Below are 20,571 nucleotides of genomic sequence, written 5' to 3'. Positions count from 1 at the left end.
GGATGACAACGATGCAAGCTGGCGCCGTTCCTTCGCGATTGTGACACTGGGGATCTCTACCCAGTGCAAGCGTCGACTATAAAGGCCTTATGTATGACTTCGCGCAGGTGCCCTTCGACGCAAACGAGTTCGTCGAGAACCCCGAACCTCGTTGTCCCTGTCTGTTGCTGCTTGACACCTCCGGGTCTATGTCAGGTCGGGCGATTGAGGAGCTCAACGCTGGCCTTCAAACGTTCGCTTCTGAGCTGACTTCGGACGGGTTGGCAGCGAAACGAGTCGAAGTAGCCGTCGTTTCTTTTGGGCCCGTCAAGTTGGAGAGCAATTTCGTCTCAGCGGAGCACTTCAGCGCACCGGCACTCAAAGCCGGCGGAAGGACCCCAATGGGTGAAGCCATCACGCTGGGTCTGAGTCTCACGGAGGAGCGGAAGCAGATCTACCGCGAGCAGGGCATTTCTTACTACCGACCCTGGATCTTCCTCATTACCGACGGTGCGCCTACGGATGATTGGCGTGAGGCTGCCTCAAGGGTCCGTGGAGGCGAGATGACCCGATCCTTCAGTTTCTTCGCTGTAGGGACTGACGACGCCAATTTCGACGTTCTCTCACAGATCTCGTCCCGTCAGCCGCTAAAGCTCAGAGGGCTTGAATTTTCGACCATGTTTACCTGGCTGTCCAACTCCATGGGATCCGTGTCCAGGTCTCAACCCGACCAGGAGGTCGCTTTGACGAATCCAGCGGCGCCCGACGGCTGGGCCGTCGTGTGACCTCAAACGCAGTAGACCATTCTATTGCCGGCTGGCGTGCCTGTGGAGCGTCGATTCAGGGCGGTTCACATGTCCGTGCTGATCTGCCGTGTCAGGACGCCAATGCGACCCGTTCGTTGAAGAACGAAGCCGGCGAGGTGCTCCTGGTCGCCGTGGCCGATGGGGCAGGCAGCGCGTCGCGAGGGGCTGAAGGTGCGGCACTGATGGTCCGGGGTCTCGCGGATCGCTGCGTGGGTGTGGTGGAGTCGTCCCCCGGACGAGCTTCGGGGGACCTGAAAGAGGTCATCGAAGGACTGCGAGAGGATCTGCTTGTTCTGGCTGCCAGTAGCGAAGTGCCGTTGCGAGAATTTGCCTGCACTGTGCTCTGTGCTGTTCTTCATCCGGAATGGTCTGTTTTCGCACAGATCGGCGATGGTGCCATTGTCGTTCCAGAAGACGGCACAGACCAGTGGAACTGGGTGTTCTGGCCTCAGCGAGGAGAATACGCGAATACAACACAATTCATCACTGACGGCAACGCAATGGAAGAGTTGCAGATCGATGTGCTGCCTCACCGTGTGAGCGAGATTGCCCTGTTTACCGACGGTATTCAGCATCTCGTTCTGCACTACGAGACGCAACAGGTGCACAGTCCGTTCTTCGAGTCCATGCTTGGTCCACTTCGTGCGGTATCAGCACCGGGGCGTGATAAGCGCCTCGACGACAGCTTGGCTACGTATCTCTCCTCGCCGGCAATCCAGGCCAAGGCAGACGATGACCTGACTCTTCTACTGGCCAGTCGTGGCTCGACGGAATCGTCATGACGTCCAGTTTGGTCGATGATCGGGGCAAGACTGTCACTCTTGGTCCCAAGCTGGGCGAAGGGGGAGAGGGGGCCGTCTACAAGTTGGCGGCGGATGATCGGTTGGCTGTCAAAATCTACAGCCGGGATATGTCTCCCGAACGAGTTCAGAAGATCCAAGTGCTGTCTCGGATGAACGGCTCTTCTTTGGACCGATACGTAACCAGACCCATGGGCCTAGTGCGTGATGCGAAGGGGAAACCCCGAGGTCTCATCATGCCCGTGGTGGGAAGTGCTGATGACGTCCATTACTTATACAACCCGAGTAGCCGGCGCAAAAAGTTTCCAACAGCCACATGGGCCTTTCTGGTGCATGTCGCCGCCAATATTGCACGAGCGTTCGCGTCGGTGCATCAACTCGGTCTTGTGATTGGCGATGTCAATCCCGGGTCCGTGCTGGTGCTCTCCGACGGCACAGTTCGGCTCATTGACGTGGACAGCTTTCAAGTGCCCGTATCGGGTTCTCGCCCGCTGTTGTGCACCGTAGCGGTGCCCATGTTCTTGCCCCCCGAACTCCATGGCGCTCCGCTCGACAAGACCGTCCGTACCCCCAACCATGACGCATTCGGACTTGCGGTGATGATTTTTCATCTCCTTGCGCTGGGACGGCATCCCTATGTCGGGCGATTCCTCGGTTCGGGGGACATGCCGGTGGACAAAGCGGTGGCCGAGAATAGGTTCGCCTACGGGGCGAAGGCGGCTCAGTATCAGATGGCCAAGCCCCCGAATGCCATCGGCCTCAGCGTCTTACCGCCAGAGGTTGCCGCACTTTTCGAGGCGGCCTTTGCGGACTCGCGCACCAATCCGAGTCGCCCCACCGCTGTTCAATGGCTTGATGCGCTGACCAGGCTCCAGAAGGAGCTGACGCGATGCAGCCAATCGACCACACATCACTACTATCGAGGATTGTCGGTATGCCCGTGGTGCGAGTTCGAGCAGGCTGTCGGAAGGCCACTTTTCGAGCAGGCGGCAAGGCCTGTTAACGCTGGCCCGACCAAGGTTGGTTCTGTCGAAGAGCAGTACAAAAAGCTTAGTAAATTCTTCGCCGGGCTGCCGCCAGCGGGTGCGCAAAGCACTTCTGTGGGATCCAGAAAAATAATTGCCCCGAGCGTTGTTCCGCCAAGTAGTGAACGTCGGCCAGTCGAATGGGTCGGCGTCTTTGTCGGAGTTTTATGCTTTCTCGGGGGCATCATTGGAGGCGGCGGTGGAGGCCTCTACTTCATGGCGGTAAGTATCGGATGCATGGCTTGGGGAATTTTGGCGCCGCGCAGCCGTCGTCCACCATGGGAAGAGGAATACAGGGCCGCCTTGCGGGCGTATGAAAAAGCGGGACGCGATTTCGATTTTGCCACACAGGCTCATCTTTCAAATAAAATTCGGCGACGTGTGGCTGACATGCACAGTGCTTGGCAGGAACTGCCATCATGGAAGCGTCAGGAAATTGCCAAGCTTGAAACCCAGAAGCGGGAAGCGCAACGGAGGCGTTTCCTGGAATCCCGACTGATCGAAGACGCTTATATAAAGGGTGTTGGCGCCAGCAGAGTCACCATGCTTTCGTCCTTTAATATCAACACTGCATGGGATATCGAACGGCAAAAAATCCTCCAGGTTCCCACCTTTGGTCCTGTCTTGGCTGATCGGTTGGTTGCTTGGCGTATGGTGGAAGAGGGCAGGTTCGTCTTCCGATCGGGAGAGCCTCTGCCAGCCGATGCTTTGGCCTCCTTGGATCAGCAGGTTGAGAAGAAGCAATCCAAAATTGTGGCCGACCTGGCTTCGTTGAAAGTTAAGTACGAATCTATGGCCGCCGTTGAAGCTCAGGAAATCGGGCGGCAGTCGGTTAAGCTCAATGCGGCTGAGCGTCGCTTTCGCGACGCAGAGGCGCAGGCGAAGGCCTCGATGAGAACGAATTCCCGCTGACGAGAGGTCTGTTGCGGTGGTCTGCAAGTCAAGGCGGCCCTCTGCGTGGATCGGCGGTCAACGACACCAACTCGTCTTAATCACCGTCAGTGCGAGCCGCGCTCCTCGCTCGATGACGGCGACCGCTCGACGCCCCCTCGATCGGCTCCGCGGGTGCTGCTGCCCCAGCACCCGCCACAGCAAAAACACGCCGCCGCCGATGAAGGCAGCCCCGGACCCGGCCGGCAGCCAGTCCAGGCCCTCGCGCAGCGGGCTTCGAGAGAGGAACTCCGCGCCTCCGGAGTAACCGGCCATCAGCCCCCGGCGTCGGTGGTGGTGGCGAAATCGCGTACCGCCTCGGCCGTGGCCGTGGTGTTCCCGGCGCGCCAGTTGCGGGTGCCGTTCGGGGCTTCGATGAACACGAACGCCCGGTAGGTGTCCGCGGCGACCTGGGCCAGTTGGGCGGCGAAGCGCCCGCGGGGGCTGCTCAGCGCGGGCGGTGCCGTCCCCGTCGAAGAAAAACACCGCCCTGGCCGGCCGGTCCCAGTCCATGCCCTCGGCGTAGCATAGACAGTTCAGTGTGATGCCGTTGTCCGCGCGGAACGTCCGGTCGGTGCCGCTGACTGGGCGTCTGCCCCCGGACCGGCGGATATCGCGCTTAGTGGGAGGGGCGTGGCGTGGTGGGTGCGGATCGGACGCTCCCACGGCGCACCGGTGTTCGGGGGTCCCGAGAGGTGGTCCGGGGCCTGTAGCACTTCCGCGTCGGTGGACTCGTGGACCAGCACGAGCCGGCCACCGGAGTTGCCGCGGGGACGGCGCTCCCGCACCTGGCCGCGGCCGGCGTGCTCGGACGGCGCCTGGTGGCCGAGCAGTGGCCGGCCTGCGCGCCGGGAACGCCTTCGTCCTGGGCGGGCGGCGCGGTGAACGATCCGGTCAGGACGTCGTGGCGGCGATCTCCCGCGCCACCCGCTTCGCGATCTTCCCGACGTACCCGGTCAGGCCCGGGCGGTGGACGTAGCCGACGAACCGCAGGCCCGGCGCGAGCTCGCGGCCGGTGCCGTCCCGCGGCATGCCGTGCTCGTCCAGCACCCCGAGGCCGCCGACGAGGTCCTCCAGGCCGGTCCGGTATCCCGTGGCGGCGATGACGGCGTCGGCGGGAACGCGCCGGCCGTCGGCCAGGAGCACGTCGTCGCCGTCGAGCCCCACGACCGCGGGGACGCACTCGATCGCCCCGCCGCGGATGTCGTCCAGGACCTCCGGGTCGACGATCGCGGGCGTGACCCCGCGGGCCCTGATCGCTGCCATCACGCCCTCGGTGGGACGGGGCAGCCCGTAGGAGCTGAGGTCGCCGACCGTCCTGCGCTGGAGGGCGGAGAGCAGCCGGTCCACGAGCGCGTCCGGCAGGTGCAGGAGCAGCGGGACCGGCAGGTCACCGGGCACGCCGTTGAGCTCCCGCAGGAGGATGTTGGGCGGCGTGCGCACCGCCAGCAGCACCCGCCCGGCACCGCCGACCGCGAGCTGGTGGGCGATCTCCATCCCGCTGGTGGCGGCACCGGCGACGACGACCGTGCGGCCCGCGAAAGGCGCGGGATTGCGGTAGGCCGAGGAGTGCACGACCTCCCCGGAGAACGCGTCCCCGGTGGCCCAGCCCGGCAGCCTCGGCCGGTTGAGGGCGCCGGTGGCGACGACCACGTGCTCGGCGTGCCGGTCGCCGGCCGAGGAACTGAGGCACCAGCCGCCGTCGTCGGGGTGGATCCGGGTGACGTCGACGCCGGTCTCGACCGGCAGGTCGTGGTCGGCGGCGTAGCGCTGCAGATAGTCGATGTACTGGTCGCGGGTGGGGAACTGGCCGTACTCGGGTGGGAAAGGCGCGCCGGGCAGCGCGGAGTGGCGCCGGGAGGTGTTGAACCGCAGGGCGTCGTAGCGCCCCGTCCAGGCGGCGCCGGGCTGCGGGCCGCGCTCGAGCACGGTGGTCGGCACGTCCCGGGCGAGCAGCTCGGCGGCGGTGGCCAGGCCGGCGGGACCGGCGCCGACGACCAGGACGCGGGGAACGGTGTCCATGGGGCTCTCCTTCGGATGAGTGCCTTCTCGTGTCCGACCGGCCAGGGGCCGGGGCTCAGGGCCGGGCCTGGAGGACCATGTTGAACGGGGTGTCCGCCACCCGGCGCACGTCCCGGAAGCCGGCCTCGGTGAGGACGTCCCGCAGCGCCGGCTCGCCCGCCTGGCCGCCGAGCGCGAGCCCCACCGGCTGGGACAGGGAGTTCGGGGTGCACAGGAACGTGGACGCCGCGTAGCCCAGCGGCGCCGCCGGGTTGGCGAGGTTCGCCGCGAGGTCGTCGCCGGCCTGGAGCTCGACGAGGACGAGCGAGCCGCCGGGGGCGAGGGCATGGCGGGCGTAGGCGGCCGCCCCCACGGGATCACCGAGGTCGTGGAAGGCGTCGACGAAGATCACGAGGTCGTAGTCGCGGCCGGGGTACTCGTGGCAGTGGGCGACCTCGAAAGCGACCCGGTCCGCCACGCCGGCCGCCGCGGCGCGGGCGCGGGCGATCTCGATCGACGGTCCGTGGGGGTCGAACCCGACGAAGCGGGAGCGCGGAAAGGCCTGCGCTAGCAGGATCAGCGGCGCCCCGTGGCCGGTGCCCACGTCCGCGACCGTCGCCCCCGCGGTGAGCCGTTCCGCGACGCCGTCGAGCGCCGGCACCCACTCCGTCACCAGGCTGCGCCGGTACTGCGCCGACCAGAAGCGCTCCGTCTGCTCGAAGACCACCGGGTCGTGCTCCCCCCAGGCGATTCCGTCTCCGGTGCGGAAGGCCTCCAGCAGGGGGTCGACGTCCCGGAACATTCCCGCCGGGAGCAGGCACGCGGCCACCATCCCGTCGTCGGTGAGGACGGCGGCCCACTCCGCGGGCAGGACGAAGGTCCCGTCCGCCGCGTCGTGTCCGAGGATCCCCGCGGCGGCCTGCTGGGCCAGCCACTCCCTGACGTACCGTTCGTGCGTGCCGGTGTGCTCCGCCAGCTGCGCCGATGTCACGGGTCCGCTGCCGGCCAGGGCCGTGTAGAGGCCGAGGCGGTCGCCGACGAGGATCATCGCCGTGGTCGCGGCTGCGCTGACGAGACCGAAGTACTCCTGGGCGCGCTGCTCCACGAGGTGCTCGGCATCGGTGGTGGTCATCACGGTCTCCTTCCGTCGTCTTCCGTCGTCGGGTCGTGTCCCACGATGCCCGCCGGGGCTTTCAGGGGCCTTTCATCGCACGGTCATCGGCGGACAATGGAGACATGGCACAGGACCCCGTGGAGATCGGCGTCCTGGGTGCGCTCGAGGTCCGGCGCGCCGGGGCGCCGGCGGCGCTGCCCGGTGTGCGGCCGCGGACGGCCCTCGCCGCGCTGGCCGTCCACGCCCCGCACCCGGTCTCCGTGGACGGGCTCGTCGCGGCGGTGTGGGGCGACGCGGCGCCCGTCCGGCCGCGCGGCGCCGTGCACACCGTCGTGTCCCGGCTGCGCGCGGTCCTGGGCGGGGAGGCCGTGCGCGCAGGACCGGCGGGCTACTGCCTGACGCTGCCGGACGAGGCGGTCGACGCCGGCCGCTTCGAGGCGCTCCGTCGGCGGGCCCTCGGACTGCCGCCGCCGCAGGCGGCCGGGGTGCTCGACGAGGCGCTGGCCCTGTGGCGCGGCCCCGCGTACGCCGAGTTCGCCGACCGCGACTTCGCGGTGGCCGAGGCTGCGCGGCTGGAGGAGCTGCGGCTGCGGACCGTGGAGGACCGCGCGGTGCTGGCGCTGCGGACGGGGGCCGTGGACGACGCCGTGTCCGTCCTCGAGGACCTCGTCACCGAGCAGCCGCTGCGGGAGCACGCCCACGAGCTGCTGATGACGGCGCTCTACCGTGCCGGGCGAGCGGCGGAGGCGCTCGACCGGTTCTCCGCGCTGCGCTGCACCCTCGCGGACGAGCTGGGCCTGGACCCCTCCCCGGCCCTGCGGGACCTGCAGCTGCGGATCCTCGGCCACGACCTGCCGCCGGGCCCGGCGGAGCCGTCCGCCCGGCCGGTGCCACCCGCCTGGCGGCCGGCCGCCGACGCCTTCGTCGGACGGGAGGGCGACACCGAGGAGCTGCTGCGGGCCGTGGCCGCGCACCGCCTGGTGTGCGTCACCGGTCCCGGCGGGATCGGCAAGTCCCGGCTCGTCGCCGAGGCCCTGCCCGAGCTGTCCCGGCGGCTCGCGCGGCCGGTCGTGGTGGTCGAGCTCGGTGACGCCGTGCCCGCGCAGGTGGACGCCCGGGTCGCGGCCGCCCTCGGCCTGGGCGCCACCGAGGCACTGCGGACAGCCGTGCTCGAGTACCTCGCCGTCTCCTCGCTGGTCCTCGTCCTCGACGGCTGCGAGCGCGTCCTCGGCGAGGTCCGCGACCTCGTCGAGGCGGTGGGCCGGACGGCGCCGCGGGTGCACGTCCTCGGCACGAGCCGGCACCGGTGGGAGCTGCCCGCCGAGCAGGTCCTGCCCCTGGCGCCGCTGCCGCTGCCGGACCCGGCGGACACTCCGGACCGGGCCGCTCCCGCCGCCGCGGTGCAGTTGTTCCTGGACCGGCTGCGCCGCGCCCGGCCGGCCGGGCCCCTCTCCGCACCGGTCCTGCGCGACGTCGGCGAGCTCTGCCGCCGCCTCGACGGCGTGCCCCTGGCCCTGGAGCTGGCCGCCACGCAGGCGGCGACGCTCGGCGTCCGGCCCGTCCTCGAGGACGTCGGGTCGGGCCTGCAGCTCGACGACGGAGCGCACGGCTCCCTGCGGGCCGTCGTCGCCCGGTCCTACGCCCAGCTCGGCCCGCCCGACCGCGCCCTGCTCGGCCGGCTGTCCGCGTTCACCGGCACCTTCGACTGCGACGCCGCCGAGCACGTCGCCCCGGAGCCGCGCGGAGCCCGGGCGGGCCTCGCCCGGCTCGTCCAGGCCTCGCTCGTCCTCCCCGTGGAGAACGGCGCGGTGACGCGGTACCGCCTGCTCGGCATCGTCCGTGCCTTCGCAGCCGAACGCGCAGACGACGACGCGGCCGCCGCCCTCCGGCGATGGGCGGCCGAGCACGCCGAGCGGTGCGCCCGGGAGGCGGCCGGTCCCGCCTGCGGCACGGCACTGCGCGCCCTCGAGCTCGCCCGGGGCGACCTCGCCTCCGCCGTCGCCGGCGCGCTCGCGGCCGGCGACCTCGGGCCGGCCGCCCGCACCCTCGGAGCCCTCGGTCTGTGCGTGCACTGGATCCCGGGCCCGGTGCTGTCCGGCCTGGTCCTGCGGGCCGGCGAGCACCCCGGTCTCGACGGCACCGCGGCCGCGGCCCTGGCGCTCGGGGCCGCCGGGCTCGCCGCCGCCGAGCGCGGTGAGCCGGCCCGGGCACGTCGGCTCGGGGCCCGCGCCCTCCGGGGGGCCTCGACCCCGCGCGAGCGGTTCCTGGCGCTGGCGGCGCTGGGCATCGCGGCCATGTACGCCGGGGACCGGGAGGAGGCGGCGCGCTGCTGGCAGGCCGTCCTGGCGGTTCCCCGGCTGCCGGACGCGTACGCGTCCGACGCGCACGCGGTCCTGGCGCTGGCGTGCGCGGCGGCCGGGGCGGCGCGGGAGGCCGAGGAGCACGCGGCCGCCGCCCGCCGGGCGGCCGAGCGCAGCGGCGCGGGGTCCCGGGTCGCGTTCGCGCTCTACGCGAGCGGTGAGGTGCTGCTGCCGACTGACCCGGGAGTGGCGGCCGACGTCCTGCGCGAGGCGGCGCGTATCGCCGACGGGGTCCGCGCCGAACAGGTCTCGGCGGTCGCCAAGGTGGCGCTGCTCTCCGTGCTCACCCGGACCGGGCGGGCGGCGGAGGCCCTCGGCCTCGCGCTCACGCTGCTCGAGCTCCAGCGGCGCGGAGGCCACTGGCCGCAGCTGTGGACCACGCTGCGGATCCTCGCCGAGCTGTTCGCCGCGGCCGGGCGGCCGGAGGCGGCCGAGCTGGTCCTCGCCGCCGCCGAGACGTCGGAGTCGGCACCCGGCCTGGTCGGTGACGACGTCGAGCGCTACCGGCGGCTGCGGGCCACCGTGCGGGAGGGGCTCGGTGCGGACCGCGCGCACCGCATCGCCACCGTCGCGCGGCTGCTCCCGCGCACGGAGGTCCTCGACCGCGCCCGGGACACCGCCGAGGAGCTCAGCGCGCGCCCGTCCCCCGGCCCGGGGCCCGCCGCCACGTAGGAGGGCGCCGCCCGGATTCCGCCGGGCGGCGCCCTCCTGTCCGGTCGGGTGCCGGAGCACCCCGGTCGCTCTACAGTGCGCCGCGCTCCCACGGGCCGGTGACGGCGTAGGTGATGCCGGGGCTCTGCACGTTGAAGAACAGGATCCGGCCGTCCGGGCTGAACGTGGCACCGGCCAGCTCGCTGGTGTTGGGGGAGTTCAACTCCGCCACGTCGAAGATCAGGCCCTCGGGAGTGACGCCGCGCAGCAGGTCCTTGCCGCCGCCGTCCTCGCACAGCACCAGACCACCGGTGTTCGGGGACACGCAGAGGTTGTCCGGGGCCTGCAGCACCTCCGGGTCGGTCGACTCGTAGACCAGCACGAGCTGGCCGCCGGAGTTCCCGCGGGGACGGTACTCCCACACCTGGCCGAGGCCGGCGTCGCCGCCGCTCGTGGAGTTGATGTAGATCGAGCCGTCGCCGTACCAGGCGCCCTCGAGCCGGGCGAAGACCGCACCGCCCTGCTGGTGACCCTGCTTGAACACGGCCAGCGTGTCGGTGCTGTCCGGGTCCGGATCGGCGATGTCGACCCACTCGGCCGGCAGCGGCTTGCCGACGCGCTGGCTGAAGCGGGTGTCGTACTGGGGGTTGTCCTTGACGGCCAGCATCTGCAGCTTTCCGCCGGCGGCCAGGTCGTCGCGGTCGTTCGGGAGGAAGCGGTAGAACCCCGAGGTGCCGCGGTCCTCCGTCTCGTAGACGATCCCGGTCCTCGGGTCGATCGCGACCGCCTCGTGGGTGAACCGGCCCATCGCCTTCAGCGGCACCGGGTCGACGGGCGCGGTGGCGTCGGCGGGGACCTCGAACACGTAGCCGTGCGGGTGCTCCACGTCCAGGCCGGTGAACGTCTCCTCGCAGGTCAGCCACGTCCCCGCGGGGGTGGGCCCGCCGGCGCAGTTGCGGATGGTGCCGGTCAGCGAGGGGTAGGTGCTGACCAGCTCCATGCTGCGCGGGTCGAAGACCAGGTTGGTCGTGCCGCCGGCGGCGTTGGGGTTGTAGGCGCGCGCGCCGAAGGCCGGTCCCTCGGCCTGCTCGTGGTTGCGCACCAGGCGGATCGTGCCGTTCTCGCCCGCGAAGGCGGCCATGCCGTCGTGCTTGCCCGGCGTGGGCGTGCCGTCGCTCATGGGGGTGCCCGTGTGGCCGAAGGCCACACAGCTGAAGCCGGCCGGCAGCAGCAGTTCCCCACCCGGGGCCGGCCGCAGCGGCCCGTAGCCGCCGTTGTCCGGCGCCTGCATCGTGTCGTTCCCGTTCCGGCGCCCCTGGGCGGCGTGCGCGGTGTTTCCCATCAGCGCGGAGAGCGCGGCGGCGGCACTCATCGCCCCGCCGGCCTTCAGGAGTCCGCGGCGTCCTACCGGGGCCGTCATGGGTGTCGGTGCTGTCGTCATCTCGGTGCTGTCCTCACTGGCTCGATCAGGTGCTTCCGAGGACCGACTCCAGCAAAAGACATCGAATAGCAGACCAGCGCGACGTGAATGTCCCGCGTCGAGCACATGGCGCCTTCCTGCGCCGGCAGGGCGAGCCCGGGCACCGCCGTCGTCCCCGCGGCGACCCCGAGGCGCGGGGACGACGGGCCGTCCGCCTCACGCGGGCAGGATGCGCCCGGCGTCGTGCAGGTGGGCGCGCTGCCCGTCGTGGTCGTAGATGGTGAGGATCTCCACGGGGCCGTGGTGGGCCTCGATGGCGTGCGGGACCATGGTCGAGAACTGGGCCGCGTGACCGGCCTCGACGAGCACGGTCCGCTCTCCCAGGCGCAGGCGCACGGTGCCGGAGAGCACGGTGAACCACTCCCGGCCGGGGTGCACCGCCAGCTGCTCCGTGGCGGCCGAGCGCTCCGGGCTGATCCGCATCTTGGCGACCGTCATGCCCTGCAGGGCGTCCTCCCGGGACAGCAGCCAGGTGGTCATGCCCGGGGTGTGGCCGGGCTCGGGGCGGATCACCACGTCCTCGTCGCCGGGGGACTCCACGAGCTCGTCCAGCGTGGTGCCCAGTGCCCGGGCGATGGGCACCAGCTGGTCCAGGGCGATCCGGCGGTGCCCGGTCTCGATGCGGCTCAGGGTGGAGGGGCTGAGGAAGCAGCGGGAGGCCAGGGCGTCCAGGGACCAACCGCGCGCCAGTCGCAGACCGCGGATGCGCTGGCGGATGACGGTGTCCAAGGCAAGTTCTTGCGTCATGGGCAAGAGTCTATGTCGCAGGAGCACGGAACGCATAGTCTGGAGGCATGACACAGCACTCCCACGCCGGGGTTCACGCCGCGGTCCACGCAGGGCACGACGACGGACACCGGCTCGAAGAAGGCCTGGCCCAGATGCTGGACCTGGATGCGGAGCTGTCCGGTTCCGCCCTGAATGAGGTGACCGCGTGGATCGCCGAGCAGGTGGCGGCCGGCCCGCGCACGGTCGTCGACCTGGGTGCCGGCACCGGCACCGGCAGCCTGGCCCTGGCCCGGCGCTTTTCCGCCGCGCGGGTGGTGGCGGTCGACCGGTCTGCGGTCATGCTCGACCGCGTGCGGGCCGCGGCCCGCGGACAGGGACTGGAGGGCCGGGTGCAGGCGGTGCAGGCCGACCTCGACGTGGCCTGGCCCGCGGTCGGGGCGGCCGATCTGGTGTGGGCCTCCTCGTTCCTGCACGAGGTCGCCGACCCCGGTGCCGTGCTGGCGGGAGTCCGGGCCGCGCTGCGGCCCGGCGGGCTGCTGGTGGTCGTCGAGATGGACGCCCTGCCCCGCTTCCTCCCCGACGACATCGGGCTCGGCCGCCCCGGGCTGGAGTCCCGGTGTCACCGGGCCCTGGCCGACGCCGGGTGGAACGCGCACCCGGACTGGCGGCCCCTCCTGGAGCACGCCGGCTTCGAGGTCCTCGCTCCACGCACCGTCAGCACCGGGGCGTCCCCGGCGCCGTCGGCCACCGCCCGCTATGCCGCCGCCTGGTTCGCCCGCATGCGCCCGGCCCTGCAGGACCGGCTGGCCTCCAAGGACCTCGACGTCCTGGACCGCCTCCTGGCCCAGAACGCCCCTGAAGCCCTGCTGAACCGCCGGAACCTGAGTTTCCAGGGCAGCCGCACCGTCTGGGCGGCCCGGCGCCCCTGAGCACCGCCCACCCGGATGTGCTTCAGTGGGGGCATGGAGCCGAAGAGCCCGGACGACCTGTGGACCGCCATCCATGTCGAGCGCGCTGCGCTGGCCGAGGACCTGGCCGGTCTGACCGGTGAGCAGTGGGCGGAGCCGTCCCTGTGCGGGCAGTGGTCCGTGGAGGAGGTCGTCGCTCACCTGACGGCGGCCGCGAGCATCGGGCGAGTCCGCTGGCTCCGCAGCGTGCTGGGCGCCCGCTTCGACTTCGACCTGCACAACCGGCGCCGGCTGGAGGAGCACCGGGGTGCCACCCCCGCCGAGACGCTCCAGCGGTTCCGGGCCGTGGCCGGGAGCACGAGGGCGCCGTCGAAGCACACCGCGGCATGGCTCGGGGAGGTCGTCGTCCACGGCCAGGACATCCGCCGGCCGCTCGGGATGCCGAGCACCCCGTCGGCCGATGCCGTGACCGCCGTGGTGCGGTTCTTCGCCGGCCGGGACTTCACGGTGCCCAGCCGCAGTGCGGCTCAGGGCCTTCAACTGGTGGCGACCGACGGACCCTTCGAGTCCGGCTCCGGCCCCGTGGTCCGGGGGAGCACACTGGCGCTCACCATGGCGATGGCCGGCCGGGAGGCGTACTGCGACGACCTGACGGGCGAGGGCGTGCCCACCCTGAGGGCGCGCTGCGGGGTCGGCTGACGGCGGGTCATTCCTCGATCTCCCGGGCCTGCTCCTCCCAGGCGGCGTGGGCGTCCCGGCCCTCGGTGGGCTTGTGGGTCTCCCGCAGCGCCCGGAGCGCGGCGTTGCGCTGCTGGGCCAGGGAATCCGCGGCGGCCTTCGTGGCGGCGTCCTCGCGGGCCTGGGCCCGGGCGGCGGTGACCGCGTCCATGATGGCCTCCACGCCCAGCGCACCGCCCTCCAGGTAGGCGGTGCGGATACCCCGGTCCGGGTGGTAGAGGTACTGGTCGTTGACCTGGCCGAGGCTGGTGTCGAACTCGTCGTCGGTGAGATCGGAGATCATGGCGACCGTGCGGTCCAGGCGCGCGTCCAGCTCGTCGAGCAGATCGTGCCGCCGCGCGCCGGTGCGCAGGGACCACAGGGCCCGCCCGTGCTGCCGCAGCCGGGCCACGTCCCAGTCTGCCTGGGGGACCACGGCCAGCGTCCCGGTGAGGAACCGGGGATCCCTGGCGTCCTCCTGCTCGGGCAGCGAGCGGAGGTGCCACGAGATCCACGCCGTGCGCATGTTGGACGCCCCGGCCACCCGGGCGTCCTGCGCATCGGGGTGCCCGGGAGCCCGGACGACGGCCGGCTGCTCGCCGTCGGGACCGTCCGGGGACGCGTCGGCCCGGCTCTGACGGCGGATGAAGCCCGCGCACAGCCAGACGAACAGGCCGAGCGGGACCAGGCTGAGGAGAGCGGGACCGCCGAGGACGACCAGCCGGGGCAGGAAGAGCAGGACGACCACGGCGAGCAAAACCAGCCAGACGACGGCGCTGCTGCTGCTCTCGGTGTTCTTCATGGTGGACCCCCGAAGACCGTGCTTCCTGAGCGCCCAGTGTAGTCGCCGCCGGTGCGAGGACTCTGGGAACGGCCGTCCGGAACCCCGTGCTCCGCGGGCAGTAGCACGACGCGGTCACTGCTGTCCGGAAAGCCAACGGCCCGCCCCGGATGCCGTGACGCCGGCTCCGCACGTCCGTCCACGGCCGGAAGGTGTCGGGCGCAGGATCGCGGTTCCGCGGCCGCTGTCTAGGTGCTCGTGCGCACGACCAGCTCGGGGGGCAGCTGGACGCTCTCGACGTCCTTGCCGTCCAGGGTGTCCATCAGCATCTCGAAACCCTGCCGGCCGATCCGGTGCATGGGGGAGCGCACGGTGGTGAGGCCCACGCTGCCGGCCAGCGGCGTGTCGTTGAAGCCGACGAGGGCCGTGTCCTCCGGGACGCTGATCCCCTCCCGGGTGAACACGCCGAGCGCGCCGATGGCCGCGAAGTCGTTGACCGCGAAGACCGCCTCGGGCAGCGGTCCGGCGGCGAGGATCCTGGCGGCGGCCGCGCTGCCCGCCGGGGCGTCGAATCCGCCGGGGACCACCTGGGCCGGATCCACGCCGAAGCCGTGCTCGGCGAGGGCGTCCAGGAAGCCGGCGCACCGGTCCATCGAGGTCGAGGCCCGGGGGTGGCCGGCGACGAGGCCGAAGGTCCTCCGGCCGGAGGCGACGAGGTGCTCGGCGACGAGCCGCCCCCCGGCGTAGTCGTCGCAGGTCACGGACCGGTGCCCGGGGGAGCGCCGGCTCACGAGGGTGAAGGCCACCCCGTGGTCGGCGAGCTCGTCCAGGAAGGGGTCCTCGAACAGGGCGTCGCCGAAGATCAGCCCGTCGGCCCGTCGGTCCAGCAGCTTCTCCGCCTTGGCGCGGTGGGCCGCGGGGTCGTCCAGGGAGTTGGAGACCACGGTGAAGTAGCCGTGCTCCGAGGCGGCCTCGTCGATGCCCTCGTACATGGTGGCCAGGACGTAGTCCTGCAGGCGGGGCACCACGACGCCGATCATGGTGGACTTGGCCGTGCGCAGGGACGCGGCGTAGGGGTTCTTGCGGTAGCCCCGCTCCTCGGCGAGGGCGAAGATCTTCTCCTTGGTGTCCTGCGCGGCCCACTTGGAGTCCAGGCCCTTGGGGTCGTTCAGCACCCTGGAGACCGTCGAGGCGTTGAGGCCCAGCTCGCCCGCCAGGGCCTTCAGCGTGACCGTCGGCCGTGCGCCCATGTCCACCTCCTCGCCTCTGTTGCCACACAGTAACGGACGTTAAATCTTCGTGAATGTGTTGCGCATCACTCTAGATCCGCCCTAGGGTCGACCCCAACATCTTACGCAATCGATTGCGGCATTCGATTGCATGGACTGTCCGGTGGTCCGGGTGGACCGTGCACGGGAGGAGGCAGGCAGTGGCCCACATCCAACTGCTCGGCACCGGCGGGACCATCGCGTCGCGCGGCAACGGCACCGGGGGCTCGGTGGCCACCGACACCGCGGCCCAGCTGGCCCGCGGTCAGTACGGCGAGCTGACCGTCTCGTCCCGGGACGTCCTGACCACCGGCAGCTACCGGCTGAGCCTGGCCGATCTGCGGCTGATCGCCGAGGCGGCGCAGGAGTCGCTGGCCGATCCGGGCAACGACGGGGTGGTGGTCACCCACGGGACCGACACCCTCGAGGAAACCGCGTTCCTGCTGGACCTGGTGCACGGCTCGTCCAAGAGCGCGGTGCTCACCGGTGCCCAGCAGCCCGCCGACAGCCCCGCCCCGGACGGGCCGCGCAACGTCGAGGAGGCGGTGCTGGCCGCCGCGTCCCCCGGGCTGCGCGACAGCGGCGTGCTGATCTCCTTCGACGGCACCGTCCGCTCGGCGCGCGGGGCCCGGAAGGCGCACACCACCGCGAGCAACCCCTTCCAGGGCGGGGCCGAGGTGGCGCACATGGCGGGGTCCGAGCTCGTGGTGACGGCCAGGCCGGTCCGCGGGCGGGCCCTGCCGATGCCGCCGGCCGCCTTCGACACCACCCGGGTCGAGATCATCACGGCCCACACCGGCGCCACCCCCGACCTGTTCGACTTCGCGGTGCACTCCGGTGCCCGGGCCGTGGTCCTGGCCGGGTCGGGCGTCGGCAACGCGGGCCCCGGTTTCGCCGAGGCCGTCGGGCGGGCGGTGGCGGCGGGGTGCGCCGTCGTGCTCAGCACCCGGGCCCCGTGGGGACCCGTGGTGCCGGTCTACGGCAACGGCGGGGGCACCGACCTCGTCGCTGCGGGCGCCGTCCCCTCCGGGGACCTGAACCCCCTCCAGGCGCGCATCCTCGCCGCCCTCCTGATCTCCCTCGGGACCTCGAGCACCGAGTTCCCCGAGGCGTTCACCGCCCACCTGTAGAACACCCACCCACCAGAGGAGACATCATGTCCAAGAAGATCTACGTGTCCGTCGGCATCGACGTCGACGCCGTCGGCGGCTGGCTCGGCTCCTACGGCGGGGAGGACTCCCCGGGCGACATCTCCCGCGGCCTGTTCGCCGGCGAGGTCGGGGTGCCCCGGCTGCTCCAGCTCGCCCAGCGCCGGGAGATGCCGGTGACCTGGTTCTGGCCGGGGCACTCCATCGAGACGTTCCCGAAGGAGTTCGACGCCGTGGTCGAGGCCGGGCACGAGATCGGGGTCCACGGGTACTCCCACGAGAACCCCATCGCGATGACCCGCCAGCAGGAGACCGAGATCCTCGACTACTGCACCGACCTCATCGAGAACCGCACCGGCAGGAAGCCGGTGGGCTACGTGGCCCCGTGGTGGGAGTTCTCGGGGGTGACCAACGAGATCCTGCTCGAGCGCGGGTTCCTCTACGACCACTCGCTCATGCACGACGACCACACCCCGTACTACGTCCGGGTCTGCGACACCTGGACCAAGATCGACTACGACGCGGCCTCGGCCCGGGAGTGGATGAAGCCGCTGGTGCGCGGCGAGGAGACGGACCTGATCGAGATCCCGGCCTCGTGGTACCTGGACGACCTCCCGCCGATGATGTTCATCAAGTCCAGCCCCAACAGCCACGGCTTCGTGTCCCCGCGGGACATCGAGCAGCTGTGGCGGGACCAGTTCGACTGGGTGTACCGGGAGATGGACTACGCCGTCTTCCCGCTCACCATCCACCCCGACGTCTGCGGCCGGCCGCAGAACCTGCTGATGCTCGAGCGCCTCTTCGACCACATCGCCGGACACGACGGGGTGGAGTTCGCCTTCATGGAGGACGTCGCCCGCGACTTCGCGACCCGCAATCCCCGCAACGCCGGTTGACCCGGCTCGTTCGAAGGATTTCCCGCCATGTCCGCAATCCGATCCCACCAGACGCCCGACGTCGAGCCCTGGGACGTCAAGATCACCCCGCAGATGGTGCGGAAGGTCTCCGTCGTCTGCTTCATCGCCTGGGTCGTCTCCGTCTACGACTTCACGCTGTTCGGGACGCTGCTGCCCGTCATCGCGGAGGACTTCGGGTGGACCACCGCCGAGGCCACCGCGGTCAACACGGTCGCCCACGTCGGCATCTTCGTCGTCGCCCTGGCGGTGGGCACGATCATCGACCGCATGGGCCGCAAGAACGCGCTCGTGGTGCTCATGCTCGGTGGCGCGGCCGCGGCGGGCTTCACCGGCCTGGCCGCGGGTGCCGTCAGCCTGATCCTGATCCGCTCCTTCTCCGGGTTCTCCATGTCCGAGGAGGTCGTCAACGCGGTCTACCTCAACGAGATGTACAAGGAGGCCAAGAACCGCGGCCTCATGTACTCCCTCGTGCAGGGCGGCTGGCCCGTGGGCGCGCTCGTCTCGGCGGGCATGTCAGCTCTGCTGCTGCCGGTCATCGGCTGGCGCTGGAGCTTCGTGGTGGCCGCGGTGATGGCCCTGTTCGTGGCGCTGCTGGCCTCGCGTCTGCCGGAGTCCCCGACCTTCGCCGCCATCCGCGAGGTGCAGCGGCGCCGTGCGGCCGGGGACGTCGAGGGCGCCCACCGGCTGGCCGCCGAGCACGACCTTGAGGAGGGCAGCCACCACAGGACCGGCTTCAAGGACGTCTTCACCCCGGAGCTGCGCAAGCACACCACCCTGCTGGCCCTGGCGTGGTTCTTCAACTGGTTCGCCATCCAGGTGTTCTCCGTGCTCGGCACCACGGTGCTCGTGGAGGCCAAGGGCGTGACCTTCGAGAACGCGCTGATCGTGCTGGTGCTGGCCAACGCCGTGGGCTTCGTCGGCTACGTCTTCCACGGCTGGCTGGGCGACCGCATCACCCGCAAGCGCACCGTGGTCATCGGCTGGCTGGCCGGCGCCATCGTCAGCCTCGCCATGCTGCTGGGCCCGGGCACGCCCTGGTTCGTCTTCCCGATGTACGCGCTGACCCTGTTCTTCCTCACCGGTCCCTACGCGGCGCTGCTGTTCTACATGGGCGAGTCCTTCCCGGCCCACGTGCGGGGCATGGGGACGAACGTCGCCCACGTGATGGCGCCGCTGGGCGGCATCGCGGGCTCCGGCGTGCTCAGCCTGCTCCTGTTCCTGGACGTGGACATGCAGTGGGCCGCGATCGTCTCCGGCACCGGGGGCCTGCTCGTCTCGGCGCTGTGCATGGCCGGGACCCGGACCATCGACGACGCCGGCAAGCGGACGACGGTGATCGCATGATGCGCGACGACGGACTCGAGGGAAAGGTCGCCGTGATCTCCGGCGGCGGCAGCGGGATCGGGCGGGCCCTGGCGGTGGCCTACGCCCGGGCCGGCGCCCGCAGCGTGGTCGGCTATCTGCCGGCCGACCCCCACGACGCGACGGACACCGTCCGCGCCGTGGAGGCCGCGGGTGGGCAGTGCGTGGCCGTGCCCATGGACGTGCGCAGCTTCGAGGACACCGAGAAGCTCGCCCAGACGGCGCTCGACGAGTTCGACCGCCTGGACATCTCGGTGGCCGCGGCCGGCATCCTGCGCCGTGCCGCGCTGGCCGAGATGACCGACGAGGCGTGGGACGACATGATGGCCGTCGACCTCTCCGGCGTCCTGCGCGTCTTCCGCTCCTGCAGCGCACGGATGACGAGCGGCGGGGCCATGGTGGCGACGTCCTCGATCGCGGGCGGGGTCTACGGCTGGGAGGAGCACTCCCACTACGCCGCGGCCAAGGCCGGGCTGCTCGGCCTCTGCCGCTCCCTGGCCGTGGAACTGGCACCGCGCAAGATCCGGGTCAACACCGTCATCCCCGGGCTGATCGAGAGCCCGCAGTCCCTGGACCCGGTGAACTCCCTGGGCCGGGAGGGCCTGGACGCCGCGGGGTCGATCATCCCGTGGGGCCGCGTCGGCAACGTCGACGAGGCCGCGCGCACCATCCGCTTCCTCACCAGCGACGACTCGGCCTACGTCACGGGGCAGCAGCTGATCGTCGACGGCGGGCTCACCGTCCGCTGGCCGAGCTGATCCCGTGCAGACCCCAGGAGGAACGGACATGGAACGACAGCTGAGCGGCAAGGTCGCGGTCGTCACCGGCGGCGGCAGCGGCATCGGTGCGGCCATCGCCCTGCTCTTCGCCCGCGAGGGCGCCGACGTGGCCGTGCTCGACCGCGACGAGCAGCACGCCCGGGCGGTCGCGGAGGAGAGCCGCGCCTTCGGCGGCCGGACCACGGCGCTCGCCGTGGACGTCACCGACGGCGAGGCTGTGCGGGCGGCGATGGACAAGGTGGCCGGGGAGCTGGGCGGGATCGACGTCCTGGTGAGCGCCGCGGGCATCCTCGACGAGACGCCGCTGCTGGAGATGAGCGAGGCGACGTTCGACAAGGTGCTCGCCGTGGACCTCAAGGGGGTGTTCCTGGCCGCGCGCTGGGCTGCTCCGCACATGGTCGAGCGCGGCGGCGGGCGGATCATCAACATCGCCTCCCAGCTGGGCATCAAGGGCGGCACCGGCCTGACGCACTACGTCGCGGCCAAGGCCGGGGTGATCGGCATGACGAAGGCCATGGCGCTGGAGCTCGCCGAGCACCACGTCCTCGTCAACGCGATCGCCCCGGGTCCGATCGTCACACCGCTGATCGAGGGGCTGTCCGAGGACTGGAAGGCCGCCAAGCAGGCCGAACTGCCCATCGGCCGCTTCGGCCAGGCCCACGAGGTGGCGCCCACCGCGCTGCTGCTGGCCTCCTCGCCCGGCGGCGACCTCTACACCGGTCAGACGCTGGGGCCCAACAGCGGCGACGTGATGCCGTAGCCCCCGGAAGGAGACGTCGACGATGTGCGCAGGATGCCCCGGAGGTCGGGCGGTCT

17 protein-coding genes are annotated in these 20,571 nt (G+C 71.0%); 11 read left to right on the top strand and 6 right to left on the bottom strand.

The window, feature by feature from the left end; genetic code table 11:
- The first annotated feature begins 89 nt into the window (after positions 1–89).
- Genes RE027_RS10625 through RE027_RS10615 form a run of 3 tightly spaced genes read left to right on the top strand, consistent with a single transcriptional unit; the run spans position 90 to position 3,522 of the window.
- The gene (locus RE027_RS10625; RefSeq protein WP_368808235.1) at positions 90–764 is read left to right on the top strand and encodes a vWA domain-containing protein; all 675 of its coding nucleotides are present in this window, start codon (positions 90–92) and stop codon (positions 762–764) included.
- Positions 761–1,567, top strand: a complete 807-nt coding sequence (locus tag RE027_RS10620; RefSeq protein ID WP_368808234.1) for a PP2C family serine/threonine-protein phosphatase — start codon at positions 761–763, stop codon at positions 1,565–1,567. Before RE027_RS10625 ends, RE027_RS10620 begins: the two co-directional genes overlap by 4 nt.
- Positions 1,564–3,522 carry a protein kinase domain-containing protein gene (locus RE027_RS10615; protein WP_368808232.1) on the top strand — a complete coding sequence of 653 codons (1,959 nt, stop codon included), beginning with the start codon at positions 1,564–1,566 and terminating at the stop codon, positions 3,520–3,522. Before RE027_RS10620 ends, RE027_RS10615 begins: the two co-directional genes overlap by 4 nt.
- 912 nt (positions 3,523–4,434) lie before the next feature.
- Here RE027_RS10615 and RE027_RS10610 read toward each other — a convergent pair.
- Positions 4,435–5,562 carry a flavin-containing monooxygenase gene (locus RE027_RS10610; protein ID WP_368808231.1) on the bottom strand — a complete coding sequence of 376 codons (1,128 nt, stop codon included), beginning with the start codon at positions 5,560–5,562 and terminating at the stop codon, positions 4,435–4,437.
- Between the two features lie 55 nt (positions 5,563–5,617).
- A complete protein-coding gene (locus tag RE027_RS10605) occupies positions 5,618–6,673 on the bottom strand; it encodes a methyltransferase (RefSeq protein WP_368808230.1) in 1,056 nt (351 codons plus the stop codon).
- Between the two features lie 104 nt (positions 6,674–6,777).
- Between RE027_RS10605 and RE027_RS10600 the strand changes: the two genes are divergently transcribed.
- Entirely contained in the window at positions 6,778–9,687 is a 2,910-nt protein-coding gene (locus RE027_RS10600; RefSeq protein ID WP_368808229.1) for an AfsR/SARP family transcriptional regulator, read from the top strand.
- Positions 9,688–9,757: 70 nt separating this feature from the next.
- Here the strand turns inward: RE027_RS10600 and RE027_RS10595 are convergent, their stop codons facing one another.
- Both RE027_RS10595 and RE027_RS10590 read right to left on the bottom strand, forming a co-directional pair.
- Entirely contained in the window at positions 9,758–11,107 is a 1,350-nt protein-coding gene (locus RE027_RS10595; RefSeq protein ID WP_368808228.1) for an alkaline phosphatase PhoX, read from the bottom strand.
- Between the two features lie 195 nt (positions 11,108–11,302).
- The gene (locus tag RE027_RS10590; protein WP_368808227.1) at positions 11,303–11,893 is read right to left on the bottom strand and encodes a helix-turn-helix domain-containing protein; all 591 of its coding nucleotides are present in this window, start codon (positions 11,891–11,893) and stop codon (positions 11,303–11,305) included.
- Between the two features lie 47 nt (positions 11,894–11,940).
- Here RE027_RS10590 and RE027_RS10585 point away from each other — a divergent pair, with 47 nt between their 5' ends.
- Entirely contained in the window at positions 11,941–12,804 is an 864-nt protein-coding gene (locus tag RE027_RS10585; RefSeq protein WP_368808226.1) for a class I SAM-dependent methyltransferase, read from the top strand.
- Positions 12,805–12,837: 33 nt separating this feature from the next.
- On the top strand, positions 12,838–13,482 hold the full coding sequence (locus tag RE027_RS10580) for a maleylpyruvate isomerase family mycothiol-dependent enzyme (RefSeq protein ID WP_368808225.1): 645 nt from the start codon (positions 12,838–12,840) through the stop codon (positions 13,480–13,482).
- Positions 13,483–13,489: 7 nt separating this feature from the next.
- Here RE027_RS10580 and RE027_RS10575 read toward each other — a convergent pair whose 3' ends face one another.
- Together RE027_RS10575 and RE027_RS10570 are read right to left on the bottom strand one after the other, a co-directional pair.
- Positions 13,490–14,302: a hypothetical protein gene (locus tag RE027_RS10575; protein WP_368808223.1), complete on the bottom strand. Its 813-nt coding sequence runs from the start codon at positions 14,300–14,302 to the stop codon at positions 13,490–13,492.
- 227 nt (positions 14,303–14,529) lie between these two features.
- Positions 14,530–15,531, bottom strand: a complete 1,002-nt coding sequence (locus RE027_RS10570; RefSeq protein ID WP_368808222.1) for a LacI family DNA-binding transcriptional regulator — start codon at positions 15,529–15,531, stop codon at positions 14,530–14,532.
- 179 nt (positions 15,532–15,710) lie between these two features.
- On the opposite strand from RE027_RS10570, the gene RE027_RS10565 reads away from it, so the two are divergent.
- The 5 genes from RE027_RS10565 to RE027_RS10545 are packed head-to-tail and all read left to right on the top strand — an operon-like array spanning position 15,711 to position 20,515.
- Positions 15,711–16,679: an asparaginase gene (locus RE027_RS10565; protein WP_368808221.1), complete on the top strand. Its 969-nt coding sequence runs from the start codon at positions 15,711–15,713 to the stop codon at positions 16,677–16,679.
- 26 nt (positions 16,680–16,705) lie between these two features.
- Positions 16,706–17,593, top strand: a complete 888-nt coding sequence (locus RE027_RS10560; RefSeq protein WP_368808220.1) for a polysaccharide deacetylase family protein — start codon at positions 16,706–16,708, stop codon at positions 17,591–17,593.
- Between the two features lie 27 nt (positions 17,594–17,620).
- Positions 17,621–18,958, top strand: a complete 1,338-nt coding sequence (locus RE027_RS10555) for an MFS transporter (RefSeq protein WP_368808219.1) — start codon at positions 17,621–17,623, stop codon at positions 18,956–18,958.
- Entirely contained in the window at positions 18,955–19,734 is a 780-nt protein-coding gene (locus RE027_RS10550) for an SDR family NAD(P)-dependent oxidoreductase (RefSeq protein ID WP_368808218.1), read from the top strand. Before RE027_RS10555 ends, RE027_RS10550 begins: the two co-directional genes overlap by 4 nt.
- 28 nt (positions 19,735–19,762) lie before the next feature.
- The gene (locus RE027_RS10545; protein ID WP_368808217.1) at positions 19,763–20,515 is read left to right on the top strand and encodes an SDR family NAD(P)-dependent oxidoreductase; all 753 of its coding nucleotides are present in this window, start codon (positions 19,763–19,765) and stop codon (positions 20,513–20,515) included.
- Positions 20,516–20,571: the final 56 nt, after the last annotated feature.

This window comes from Kocuria sabuli (assembly GCF_040981185.1).
GTDB classification, from domain to species: Bacteria; Actinomycetota; Actinomycetes; order Actinomycetales; family Micrococcaceae; genus Kocuria; species Kocuria sabuli.
Note: the sequence above shows the minus strand (reverse complement) of the source record. Positions and strands in the feature narration are given on the sequence as shown.

Coding starts and splice junctions, on each gene's coding strand:
- RE027_RS10625 (WP_368808235.1), top strand. CDS start 90: ATGTATGACTTCGCGCAGGTGCCCTTCGACGCAAACGAGTTCGTCGAG.
- RE027_RS10615 (WP_368808232.1), top strand. CDS start 1,564: ATGACGTCCAGTTTGGTCGATGATCGGGGCAAGACTGTCACTCTTGGT.
- RE027_RS10610 (WP_368808231.1), bottom strand. CDS start 5,562: ATGGACACCGTTCCCCGCGTCCTGGTCGTCGGCGCCGGTCCCGCCGGC.
- RE027_RS10605 (WP_368808230.1), bottom strand. CDS start 6,673: ATGACCACCACCGATGCCGAGCACCTCGTGGAGCAGCGCGCCCAGGAG.
- RE027_RS10600 (WP_368808229.1), top strand. CDS start 6,778: ATGGCACAGGACCCCGTGGAGATCGGCGTCCTGGGTGCGCTCGAGGTC.
- RE027_RS10595 (WP_368808228.1), bottom strand. CDS start 11,107: ATGACGACAGCACCGACACCCATGACGGCCCCGGTAGGACGCCGCGGA.
- RE027_RS10590 (WP_368808227.1), bottom strand. CDS start 11,893: ATGACGCAAGAACTTGCCTTGGACACCGTCATCCGCCAGCGCATCCGC.
- RE027_RS10585 (WP_368808226.1), top strand. CDS start 11,941: ATGACACAGCACTCCCACGCCGGGGTTCACGCCGCGGTCCACGCAGGG.
- RE027_RS10580 (WP_368808225.1), top strand. CDS start 12,838: ATGGAGCCGAAGAGCCCGGACGACCTGTGGACCGCCATCCATGTCGAG.
- RE027_RS10575 (WP_368808223.1), bottom strand. CDS start 14,302: ATGAAGAACACCGAGAGCAGCAGCAGCGCCGTCGTCTGGCTGGTTTTG.
- RE027_RS10570 (WP_368808222.1), bottom strand. CDS start 15,531: ATGGGCGCACGGCCGACGGTCACGCTGAAGGCCCTGGCGGGCGAGCTG.
- RE027_RS10560 (WP_368808220.1), top strand. CDS start 16,706: ATGTCCAAGAAGATCTACGTGTCCGTCGGCATCGACGTCGACGCCGTC.
- RE027_RS10555 (WP_368808219.1), top strand. CDS start 17,621: ATGTCCGCAATCCGATCCCACCAGACGCCCGACGTCGAGCCCTGGGAC.
- RE027_RS10550 (WP_368808218.1), top strand. CDS start 18,955: ATGATGCGCGACGACGGACTCGAGGGAAAGGTCGCCGTGATCTCCGGC.
- RE027_RS10545 (WP_368808217.1), top strand. CDS start 19,763: ATGGAACGACAGCTGAGCGGCAAGGTCGCGGTCGTCACCGGCGGCGGC.